The 11340-nt window shown below is 66.4% G+C and carries 9 protein-coding genes; 5 read left to right on the forward strand and 4 right to left on the reverse strand.

Annotated elements, in window-relative coordinates:
• Nucleotides 1-172: 172 nt before the first annotated feature.
• The 3 genes from LQV16_RS21270 to LQV16_RS21280 are packed head-to-tail and all read right to left on the reverse strand — an operon-like array spanning nt 173 to nt 3637.
• Nucleotides 173-1132 carry an aldose 1-epimerase family protein gene (locus LQV16_RS21270; RefSeq protein ID WP_229995846.1) on the reverse strand — a complete coding sequence of 320 codons (960 nt, stop codon included), beginning with the start codon at nt 1130-1132 and terminating at the stop codon, nt 173-175.
• A 2-nt stretch (nt 1133-1134) separates the two neighbouring features.
• Nucleotides 1135-2334 carry an ROK family protein gene (locus LQV16_RS21275; protein WP_229995847.1) on the reverse strand — a complete coding sequence of 400 codons (1200 nt, stop codon included), beginning with the start codon at nt 2332-2334 and terminating at the stop codon, nt 1135-1137.
• Between the two features lie 43 nt (nt 2335-2377).
• Complete coding sequence (locus LQV16_RS21280; protein ID WP_229995854.1) at nt 2378-3637, reverse strand: FAD-binding protein; 1260 nt, start codon at nt 3635-3637, stop codon at nt 2378-2380.
• A gap of 253 nt (nt 3638-3890) precedes the next feature.
• On the opposite strand from LQV16_RS21280, the gene xylA reads away from it, so the two are divergent.
• The 3 genes from xylA to LQV16_RS21295 are packed head-to-tail and all read left to right on the forward strand — an operon-like array spanning nt 3891 to nt 7747.
• Nucleotides 3891-5081 carry a xylose isomerase gene (gene xylA, locus LQV16_RS21285; protein ID WP_229995848.1) on the forward strand — a complete coding sequence of 397 codons (1191 nt, stop codon included), beginning with the start codon at nt 3891-3893 and terminating at the stop codon, nt 5079-5081.
• Between the two features lie 19 nt (nt 5082-5100).
• Complete coding sequence (locus LQV16_RS21290) at nt 5101-6627, forward strand: FGGY family carbohydrate kinase (RefSeq protein ID WP_229995849.1); 1527 nt, start codon at nt 5101-5103, stop codon at nt 6625-6627.
• Complete coding sequence (locus tag LQV16_RS21295) at nt 6611-7747, forward strand: Gfo/Idh/MocA family oxidoreductase (RefSeq protein ID WP_229995850.1); 1137 nt, start codon at nt 6611-6613, stop codon at nt 7745-7747. Before LQV16_RS21290 ends, LQV16_RS21295 begins: the two co-directional genes overlap by 17 nt.
• Here LQV16_RS21295 and LQV16_RS21300 read toward each other — a convergent pair.
• Nucleotides 7744-8811, reverse strand: coding sequence for a substrate-binding domain-containing protein (locus LQV16_RS21300; RefSeq protein ID WP_229995851.1), 1068 nt, complete (start codon nt 8809-8811; stop codon nt 7744-7746). The two genes, LQV16_RS21295 and LQV16_RS21300, sit on opposite strands and share 4 nt — an antisense overlap.
• A 287-nt stretch (nt 8812-9098) precedes the next feature.
• Here LQV16_RS21300 and LQV16_RS21305 point away from each other — a divergent pair, with 287 nt between their 5' ends.
• Both LQV16_RS21305 and LQV16_RS21310 read left to right on the forward strand, forming a co-directional pair.
• On the forward strand, nt 9099-10418 hold the full coding sequence (locus LQV16_RS21305; protein ID WP_229995852.1) for an extracellular solute-binding protein: 1320 nt from the start codon (nt 9099-9101) through the stop codon (nt 10416-10418).
• A 4-nt stretch (nt 10419-10422) separates the two neighbouring features.
• A complete protein-coding gene (locus tag LQV16_RS21310) occupies nt 10423-11325 on the forward strand; it encodes a sugar ABC transporter permease (protein WP_229995853.1) in 903 nt (300 codons plus the stop codon).
• Nucleotides 11326-11340 lie beyond the last annotated feature (15 nt).

Genomic DNA, 11340 nt, shown 5'->3' on the forward strand with positions numbered 1-11340 from the left:
CCTCAACGCCTGCCACGCCCGGCATCCTCACCGCTACCGAAACAAACCCACCGCACCACCCGCCCCGGCCCACGCCGGCATCAACCACAAAACCAACCAGCTGTCACAAACAGCTTGATTCATTCCGACATTCCGGCGAGCTCGCAGGCTTCCGGCGAACTCGCCGGGCCTCTCAGGGCAGCTGGTAGCGGATACCCCAGCTGAGACGCCACGTCTCGCCGGGGGCCAGCCAGCGCAGTCCTTTGCCGCTGTTCAAGGCATCGGCCGGGGCCGTCATGGGCTCCACCGCCACCGCTGTGACCAGGCCGCCGTCGGTTGGGAAAATGCGGGTCGTGAAGGCCTGGACATAGCCGAAGGACGCATCCATGAACAGTTGCACCTGGCTGCCGTCCGGGGCTTCCAGATAGTGAAGCGAGCTGCCGTCCGGTTCCCGGCAGACGTCGCTCCACGCATCATCGAGGGCGACGTCGCCCACACGTTGCCCTGCCCGGAAGTCGTGCCGGGTCCCGCGGACGGCCGCGGTGGCACCGGTCTGGTTCAGCCGCTCATCGACCTCGATGTGCGTGTCGGCATTGATGAACAGCGTCAGGTCTTCCGTGGGCACAGCGCCCAGCCTGAGGAACGGGTGCGCCCCGACGGCGACCGGGGCTGCCCGTCTGCCCGTATTCGTCAGGCTGTGGGTGACAAGAAGCCCGTCCTCCGCGAGTTGGTAGCGGACCGCCGTCGCGAGTTCAAAGGGGTAGCCCGGTGCGGGCGCGACATCGGCCGCCAGCGCGATGCTGTCCGCCGTCCGGTTCGCGACCCTGTATGCGGCGCCGGACAGCAGCCCGTGCAGGGCGTTGCCGTTGACGGGCTCCGTGATCTCCAGTTGCTGCGGGACGCCGTCGTAGGTCCACTTTCCATCCGCCACCCGGTTGGGCCATGGCACCAGGACCCAGCCCGCGCACGACGGCGGTCCGGCCGTGGCGGGGTAGTCCTGCAGGAGGGCGATGCCGTCGATTTCGAGGGCCCGCAGGCTGGCGGCGATTTCCGTCACGACTGCTCGTTGGCGGCGGCCTCCCAACGCGGCCTGCAGTTCGTAGTTCTCGCCCATCGGTGCCAGGCTTTGGTTCTGCACTGTCTGGTTCTGCATGGTCAGCCTGTCTGGGACGTGGGTGCGGGCAGGATGGCGGTGGTTGTGCCGATGCCTGCGGGATCGGCCAGGAACTGTGCAAAGGCCAGCTCTGCAGCTCCGATCATCATCAGGTCGGAACCGAGCGCCGCACGGTAGATCTTGACCTGGCCCGCGGGGCCGTCCATTGCCTGGGACAGCAGCGTTCCGTTCAACGACGTCGGCGCGAGCGCATGCAGCGTCCCCAGGAAACCGTCCAGGACGATTGCCTCCGGGTTGAAGATGTTCACCGCATTGCGCAGGGCTATGCCCAGATACAGCAGCTGTCGGGCGACTTCGTCGTTCACCTCGGCACTGCTGCTGTTCGCGAGGGCGTTTTCGAGGTCCGCGGTGTCGCCGCGGGTCAAGCCGGCCAGTTCCAGGAGGCGGGATTGGGAGACTTCGGTTTCCAGGCAGCCCGTGGCACCGCAATGGCAGGTCTTGCCTCCCGTGCGGACAAAGGTGTGGCCGAGTTCCCCGGCGTAGCCGGAGGCCCCCCGGAGCAGCTGTCCGTCGGAGATGATCCCGCCGCCAATGCCGCTGGCGCCGCCGTTGAGGTAGATCAGGTTCCCCTGCCCGGCACCAGCCCCGAAAATCAGCTCGGCTTCGGCGCCCAGGGAGGCGTCGTTGGCGGCCAGGCACGGGTAGCCGGTTGCCTCGCTCAGCATCCGGGCGACCGGCTCATTGCGCCAGCCCAGGTGCGGTGCATGCCGCACCACGCCGTCGTCGCGATTGACCAGGCCGGGCACGGCCATGCCGATTCCGGTGATCCGGTAAGAGGCATCCAGTTCGGAACGCATCCCGGCGATCACAGCCGAGGCGATATTCACCGCTTCCCGGGCGCTCGGTATCCGTTCGGTTTCGAAGCGGATTTTCTTTTGCACCTTCCCGCCGAGGCTGACCAGGCCAATGGTGACGGCGTCGATTTCCGGGTTGACGGCCAGTGCCGCAACCGACGGGCTGGGATGGACCTCCGGGCTGGGCCGGCCAACCTGCCCCTCGCCGGCGGGAGCCGTTTCATAGACCACGCCCAGGGAGACGAGCTGCCCGATCAGCGTCCCGACGGTGGAGCGGTTCAGCCCTGTGTGCCGGGTCAGCTGGGCGCGGCTGAGTACGCCGTGGTGATGGACGAGGGAGGTCAGCAGCGACAGATTGTTCCGGCGCGACGGATCCGGTTCGCTCACAGGCGCGGAAGCATGGGTACGTGGAGGCATCATCGTGACACTATCAGCGGCCGAACACCGTGCGGTCCAGGAATGAGTTAAGGAATTTTCCGGCCGGATCCAGCCGGCCAGCCAGCGCGGTGAAGTCGGCAAAGCGGGGATACAGCGGGGCGATGCTGGCCGCACCGCCGTGGAACAGTTTGCCCCAATGCGGCCTGGCGGCGAACGGGGCCAGCTCCGCTTCGAGGAGGGGCAGGATTGCGCTGACCGCCGGCTCATCCTGGCGCCAGGTGAAGTGCAGGCCGATCCCGTCCCTGCCGTAGTTGGGGCTGAGCCACAGCTGGTCTGCCGCTATGGTGCGGATTTCCCCGACCAGGAGCAGGGGAGTGACCACGCTGGAGAGCCTGCGCATCGTGCGGATGGCCGCCACGGCATGCTCCCGCGGGATCAGGTATTCGCTCTGCAGCTCGTCGCCTTTGCTGGGCGTGAAATCCATCCGGAAGTGGGCGACCCTGTCGGACCACGGTCCCGGAATGCCGAGTTGCTGCGTGCAGTTGCTTCCGGACACTCCTGGTAGCGGGTGCCGGGCCTGGGTGGCCGGCGTGCCGGAGAAGAATTCCGGCAATCCGGCGGGTGGCGCCGCCTGGTCTGTGCGGTTCTTGAGCCACGCCTGACCCACTGTGGCCCCGCTCCAGTCGGTGAACAGGCTCACGCTGTAGGCCGAGGACGTGACGTCGTCGAAACTCGCCAGGACCTGTTCCCAGTCCAGGCCTTCAAAGACACTCTGGGCAATCTCGAAGCTGGGCTCAATATCCAGGGTCAGGCGGCTCACAATGCCCAGTGCCCCCAGCCCCACCACCATGCCGGCAAAGTCGGCGTCGCCACGCCTGGCCGTGACCACTGTGCCATCCGAGGTGACCAGCTCAAGCGCCGCCACGGCCGTGGCGAGATTGCCGTTGCCATCCCCGGAGCCATGCGTGGCGGTGGCGACAGCTCCCGCAACCGAAATGTGCGGCAGGGAGGCGAGGTTGTGGAGCGCGAAGCCGTGGCGCTGCAGCTCCGCCGCGAGCGTCCCGTAGCGCGTACCACCACTGACCGTGACGGTCATGTTCTGGACGTCGATGCTGATGCCGGCATCGAGCCTGTCCAGCACCACCAGGGTCCCGGCGGTATCTGCAATGTCATTGAAGGAATGGCGGGACCCCAGCGCGCGGACCTTCCCGGCGCCGGCCACCAAGTCCTGCAGTTCCGCCACGCTGGCCGGATGGGCTATCCGCGCTGCCTGGTAGCCGTAGTTCCCCGCCCAGTTATGCTCGGTCACCATCTGATCAATCACGGTTGAATCCTTTACTCCAGGGCCTCATTGCCAGATGAGCTGCCGCATCGACTGCGATATTTGCTGTTGTTCACAACATAACAGCCGTTCATGAAATCCGCTAGAGAACAACAAAGTCATCCCGATATCTTCGCAAGCATGTGGTTGACACCACAGAAATCCATAATATGTTTGTGTATAGAACAATTCATTCTGAACCCAACGCACAGCAACCAGCCACACCTACCCCTCGGAGCATTCAATGGCGATTCAGCCCACCCGTGACGACAAGTTTTCCTTCGGCCTCTGGACGGTGGGCTGGGAGGCCCAGGACCAGTTCGGCTCAGCCACGCGCCCGCCGCTGGACACGGTCGAGGCCGTCAACCGGCTCAGCGACCTCGGCGCCTACGGCATCACCTTCCACGACAACGACCTCTTTCCCTTCGGTTGCTCCGCGGCTGACCGCCAGCGGGAAATCGACCGGCTGACGGGCGCACTGAAGGCCACCGGGATGATCGTCCCGATGGTCACCACCAACCTGTTCAGCCACCCGGTCTTCAAGGACGGCGGCTTCACCAGCAACGACCGCGGCGTTCGGCGCTTCGCCCTGCGCAAGGTGCTGGACAACATCGACCTCGCCGCCGAGCTCGGTGCCGAAACCTTTGTCATGTGGGGCGGGCGCGAAGGCAGCGAATACGACGCCGCCAAGGACATCCGCGGCGCCCTGGAACGCTACCGCGAAGCCGTGAACCTGCTGGGCGACTACGTCACGGACAAGGGCTACAACATCCGGTTCGCCATTGAGCCCAAGCCCAACGAACCCCGCGGCGACATTCTGCTGCCCACCCTGGGCCACGCCCTGGCATTCATCGAAACGCTCGAACGCCCCGAACTGGTGGGCATCAACCCCGAAACCGGGCACGAGCAGATGGCCGGCCTGAACTTCACCCACGGGATCGCCCAGGCGCTCTACCAGGGCAAGCTCTTCCACATCGACCTCAACGGCCAGCGCAGCATCAAGTTCGACCAGGACCTGGTGTTCGGCCACGGCGACCTGCAGAACGCGTTCTCCCTGGTGGACCTGCTCGAAAACGGCGGCCCCGACGGCGGCCCCGCCTACAACGGTCCGCGCCACTTCGACTACAAGCCCAGCCGCACGGAGGACATCGACGGCGTGTGGGACTCCGCCGCCGCCAACATGCAGACCTACCTGCTGCTCAAGGAACGCGCCAAGGCCTTCCGTGCAGATCCCGAGGTCCAGGCCGCGCTGCAGGCCTCCCGCGTGGCGGAAATCAACGAACCCACACTCAACCCGGGCGAAGGCTACGAACAGCTCCGCGCCGACCGTGCTTCCTACGAGGACTTCGACGCCGACGCCTACTTCGGCGGCAAGGGCTTCGGCTTCGTGAAGCTGCAGCAGCTCTTCATCGAGCACCTGCTCGGCGCCCGCTGATCCCGTGACGGCTGCTCCCATGACACTCGTTGCCGGCGTCGACTCCTCCACCCAAAGCTGCAAGGTGGTGGTCCTGGACGCCGGCAGCGGCACCCTGGTCCGCGAGGGCCGGGCCGCCCACCCGGACGGCACGGAAGTGCACCCCGACCACTGGTGGCGGGCCTTGTCCGCAGCATTCGACGACGCCGGCGGGCTGGCGGACGTCAGCGCGCTCTCGGTGGGGGGCCAGCAGCACGGCATGGTGCTGCTGGACCACGCCGGTGACGTCGTGCGGCCGGCGCTGCTGTGGAACGACACCCGATCGGCGTCGGCCGCGGCCGCACTCACCGACGAAGTGGGGGCCGACGACTTCGCACGCCGGACCGGACTGGTCCCGGTGGCCTCCTTCACCATCACGAAGGTCCGCTGGGTCCGGGACCACGAGCCGGATCTGGCCGACCGGGTGGCGGCCGTCGCACTGCCCCATGACTGGCTGACCTGGCGGCTCCGCGGTTACGGCCCGGCAGCCTCCAGCCCCCTGGGCCCAGACCTCGAACAGCTCACCACCGACCGCTCGGACGCCAGCGGAACCGGCTATTGGAGCCCATCGGCCGGAGAGTACGATCTTGGACTGTTCAAGATCGCCTTCGGCCGGGACGCCAGGGAGGCCACCGGGAACGCCGGGCCGGGGGAACCCGGAACCGTTATTCTGCCGCGGGTTCTCGGCCCCGGCGACACCGCTGGAGCCATCCACCCCGGCTGCTTCGGATGCTCTGCTGAACGGCCAGCCCCGGCGGGTTTCGGCCCGTCGGAATCCGGGCCCCGGATCCTGCTGGGCGCGGGTGCCGGCGACAACGCGGCCGCCGCCCTGGGACTGGGGGCCGAGCCCGGAGACGTGGTGGTGTCCGTGGGCACCAGCGGCACGGTGTTTTCGGTGGCGTCCCGCGCCGTCTCCGATCCCAGCGGAACCGTGGCGGGATTCGCGGACGCCAGCGGCGAGTACCTCCCGATTGCTGTCACGCTGAATGCAGCACGGGTGCTCAGCTCGGTGGCCGGCATCCTGGGCGTGGACTTCGACGAACTTGCGCGTCTTGCCCTGGACGCCGAACCCGGCGCCGGTGGCGTGGTGCTGGTGCCGTACTTCGAAGGTGAGCGCACGCCCAACCTGCCCCACGCCAAAGCCAGCTTCCACGGGCTCAGCATTGCCTCCAGCACACGGAGCAACCTTGCCCGGGCAGCCATCGAAGGCATGCTGAGCGGACTGTCCGGCGGGCTCGATTCCCTCCGGGCGCAAGGCGGCGCCGCAACACGCCTCCTCCTGATCGGCGGCGCCGTGCAGAACCCTGCGGTGCAGTCCATCGCGGCCCAGGTCTTCGATCTGCCGGTCGTGATCCCCAGCCCGGGGGAGTACGTGGCCCGGGGTGCCGCTGTCCAGGCGGCGTGGGCCCACAACGGCAACCGTCCGGATTGGCCTGTCGCGGTGGACGCCGCACCCGCCCCGGACTTCCACCCGGTAATACGGCAAAACTACCTGAGGGCGAGCAGCCACATTGACCCCAGCAACTGAGCCCCTGCTTGCCCGGACTCCACTGCTTGCCTCCGGCCACCAGGACCCGCTCCGTGCCTCCGGCGAACCTGTCCGCTGGGGAGTTGTCTCCACCGGCAGGATCGCGTCCACTGTCACGAGCGACCTCGCCCTGTTGCCGGACGCCGTCCTGCACGCCGTCAGTTCCAGGTCCCGCGCCGGCGCGGAGGAATTCGCCGCCAGGCACGGCTTCCGCCACGCCTACGGCGACGACGGAGGCCTACCGGGGTACGTACGGCTGATCCAGGACCCCGACGTCGACATCGTGTACGTCGCCACACCGCACGCCAGCCATTTCACCGTGGCCAAGGCGGCGCTCGAGGCCGGCAAGCATGTGCTGTGCGAGAAGCCGATGACGCTCAACGCGCGGGACGCCGCTGTCCTGGCCGGGCTGGCCAGGCGCAAAGGGCTGTTCCTGATGGAGGCCGTATGGTCCCGGTTTCTTCCCAGTGTGCAGCGGGCGGCGGAGATCATCGCGTCGGGGGAACTGGGCGAGATCCGGTCGATCCAAGCGGATCTTGGCTTCCCGGCGCCCCGCCATCCGGAGACCCGCCTGTGGCAGCGGGCGGCAGGGGGCGGCGCGTTGATGGACGTCGGCGTATATCCGCTGACCTGGGCGCTCATTGCGTTGGGGGCGCCCCAGTCCCTGACGGCCGCAGCCCACATCACCGGCGACGGAGTGGATGCCGAAACTGCTGTCACCCTCTCCTATCCCTCGGGGGCCCGCGCCCAGTTCATGGTGTCGCTGACCACCGTGTCGGCGCAGGCAGCCACGGTGTCCGGCACGAAGGGCCTAATGCGGTGCAACGCACCGCTGTTCAACCCGACGGAGCTGGCCCTCACCTTCGGCTCGGGAGAGACCCGGCTGGAGACCTTTGTGCCTGCGGGGCATGGGTACACCTATCAGCTGCGCGAGGTGCTCCGCTGCCTTCAACTCGGGCTGACCGAGAGCCCAACTATGCCGCTGGCCGACACACTGATGGTCATGTCGCTGCTCGATGAAGCCCGGCGGCAGGCTGGAATCACCTGCCCGTCGGACTCGTCGGAGGCCACGAACCGGCTCACGGCGGAGGCGGGCGGCAGCCTGTGCCGCGAGGACTAGTGACGCGGCGTGCCCGGCTCCGGGTTCCCGAGAGCAGGAGGCGCCGTCGATTCCCGGACCACAAGGTGGGTGGCCAGTTCCACCCGACGCGAGTCGAGTTCCTCGCCGTTGGCCTGCCGGAGGACGGCGCGCAGGGCGGCGCGGCCCATCTCCTGCAGCGGCTGCGTCACGGTGGTCAAGGCCGGGATGGACTGCTCCGCCTGGTACGTGCCATCGAAGCCCACCAGGCTCAGGTCTTCCGGGATCCGCAGTCCGTGCCTCCGGGCTTCGGCCAGGACGCCGAGGCCGATGCTGTCACTCCCCGCGAAAATGGCTGTCGGTGGCTCGGGGAGGGCCATAAGGGCCTGGAGGCTGCGAATTCCGTGTTCCGGGCGGAACTTGTCCAGCAGGACGTAGTCGGGCCGCACCTGGACTCCGCCGGCCATGAGTGCCGCCATGTAGCCATGGAGGCGCGCCTGGTTGCATTCGGCCGATTCCGGTCCTCCGACGTAAGCGATCCGCCGGTGGCCGAGGCCGAGCAAGTGCTCCGTAGCTTCCTTGCCGCCCGCCCAGTTGGTGGCACCCACGCTGACAACCTCCGGCGGCGGCGGGTTGAGCGGATCGATCACCACTACCGGGATGTGCCGCCGGCGGAAGGCGCTCAGCTGTGCCGTGCTGAAGCCGGAAGTCACCACAATCAAACCGAGCCGGCCTTCATCCAGGATGCGTTGGGCCCGCCGCTCCGGACTGAGCGTCATGGCCGCAGGGTGCCCGGTCACATCGATCAGGACTTGGACGTCAATGGAGGCGGCTTGCTCCAGCACTCCGTTCAGGACCTCGACGGCGTACGCGGAGTACAGCGAGTCGAACACCACTTCCACAATCCCGGTCCGGCCCTCGGCGTGTTTGCGCTGGTGCGTGGACTGGTAGCCCAGCTGCTCGAGTGCCGCCAGGACCTTGGTGCGCGTGCTCTCGGCAACGTCCTCCCGTCCGTTGATGACCTTGGAGACCGTGGGTGAGGAGACGCCGGCCTCCCGGGCGACGGCGGCAAGCGTGGGCCTGCCGGAACCCTGGACTGTTGACACGATGACTCCTGTACTTTCGAAATATTTCGATATGGAGAAGTCTCACCTTGTTTGCCTGGGGCGTCAAGTCTATTTGATCCAAGTGAACCAACGTTTCCGATTTTGCTCTTGACTGTGACTGTTGTCACCACTACTTTAGTTTCAGAAGTCGCAAACTTTTACGAAACTTTTCGAAGCTTAGCTCCACCCCATCAGCAGCGGCAGCGCAGCCTTCCTTGTGAGGGTTGGGCTGCCACTCTCACAACCGGGCCATCAGCGCAGACCCCGGAGGACGAATGGAATCCCAGATGAAAAATCGTACGTTTCGCAGTGCCGCGATGGCCCTCTCGGCCGCCGCAGTTTCGATCAGCCTGGCCGCCTGCGGCTCCAGCGGCCCGGCGGGAACTGCCGCCAGCGCAGACTCGGCCACAATGTGGGGGCTGACGGGCGGCAACCAGCCCGTCCTGCAGAAGTCCGTCACTGACTGGAACTCCGCCCATCCGGATTCGTCCATCAAGCTCGATTTTTTTGCGAACGACGCCTACAAGACCAAGGTGCGCACCGCTGTCGGTGCCGGTCAGGGCCCCACCTTCATCTACGGCTGGGGTGGCGGCGTGCTGAAGTCCTACGTGGACGCGGGACAGGTGGATGACCTCTCCGGGTTCCTGGCGGACAACCCCGAGGTCAAGGACCGTTACCTTCCGGCGGTGCTCAAGAACGGTGTCCTTGACGGCAAGACCTATGCCTTGCCGAACAACAATGTGCAGCCTGTGGTGCTCTACTTCAACAAGGACGTTTTCGACAAGGTGGGCGCCGAGGCGCCCAAGACCTGGGAAGAGCTGATGGCACTCGTGCCGAAGTTCAAGGACGCAGGCATTGCCCCGTTCTCACTCGGCGGCCAGTCCAGGTGGCCGGACCTGATGTGGCTGGAGTACCTCGTTGAACGCATCGGCGGCCCGGAGGTCTTCGCCAACATCGCGGCCAACAAGCCCAACGCGTGGTCCGACCCCGCGGTCACCGAGGCGCTGACCAAGATCCAGCAGCTCGTGGACGCGGGCGGCTTCGCCAATGGCTTCTCGTCCATCGCGGCGGACAGCAACGCCGACCAGGCGCTGCTGTACACCGGCAAGGCGGCCATGATCCTGCAGGGCGGCTGGATCTACCAGAGCATGAAGAAGGACGCCGCCGACTTCGTCAAGAGCGGCAAGCTCGGCTACACCACCTTCCCCACGGTTTCCGGCGGCAAGGGGGACCCGACCAACGTGGTGGGCAACCCGTCCAACTTCTGGTCCGTCTCCTCGAAGGCCACCGACGGCCAGAAGAAGGCGGCCCTCGAATACGTCAAGAGCGGCATGTTCTCGGACAGCAACATCCAGGGCCTCATCGACTCCGGGGCCGTGCCGGTGGTCAAGGGCATCGAAAGCAAGCTCGCAGCGTCCCCGGACAAGGACTTCCTGACCTACGTGTATGGCATGGCCAAGAACGCCCCGAGCTTCACGCTCTCCTGGGACCAGGCTCTGAGCCCGGCGCAGGGTGACGCCATGCTGGCCAACCTCGACCAGATCTTCCTGAAGAAGATCACCCCGGAGCAGTTCGTCGCCACGATGAACGCGACGATCGGAAAGTAATCCAGTGTCCACCACATCCGGTTCTTCCCGACAGGCCCTCCAGCCGGGCCCGTCGGGGTGGCTGGCCGCGCCAGCCCTTGCCTTCTTCCTGCTCTTCGCCATCATTCCGCTGATCGGCGTCTTGTTCCTGAGCTTCACCTCGTGGGACGGCCTGGGCGAGATCAAGCTGGACGGGTTGTCCAGCTGGACAACTGTCCTGACGGACCCCGTCACCGGCAACGCACTGCTGGTGACGGCGAAGATCATGCTCTTCTCGTTCATCGTCCAGGCACCCATCAGCCTGCTCTTGGGGGTCTTCACCGCCGCGGGCCAGAAGTATCGGGCGGCCTTGGCCGTCCTGTACTTCGTGCCGCTGCTGTTGTCCTCGGCCGCCGTCGCCATCGCGTTCAAGGCCCTCCTGGACCCCAACTTCGGCCTGGGCGCCGGGCTTGGGCTGCCGATCCTGGCCCAGGACTGGCTGGGCAATTCAGACCTGGTGCTGTTCGTCGTCGTCTTCGTCATCGCCTGGCAGTTTGTCCCGTTCCACACGCTGATCTACCAAGGCGGCGTGCGTCAGATCCCCGCGTCGCTGTACGAGGCCGCGCAAATCGACGGTGCCGGACGGGTCCAGCAGTTCTTCAACATCACGCTGCCCCAGCTGAAGTACACCATCATCACTTCCTCCACGCTCATGGTGGTCGGATCCCTGGCGTACTTTGACCTCGTCTTCGTCCTCACCGGCGGCGGTCCCGGCTACGCCACGCGGCTGCTCCCGCTGCACATGTACCTCACCGGGTTCAAAGCCAATGACATGGGCGCAGCGAGTGCCCTCGGCGTCATCCTCGTCGTGATCGGTCTGGCTCTCGCCCTGCTGCTGCAGAGGCTGGGCGGCAAGAACCGCAACGCAAGCCAATTGGAAGGTGCCTGATGGCTTCCATCACCC

Source organism: Arthrobacter sp. Bi26, from assembly GCF_918697925.1.
Lineage (GTDB): Bacteria > Actinomycetota > Actinomycetes > Actinomycetales > Micrococcaceae > Arthrobacter.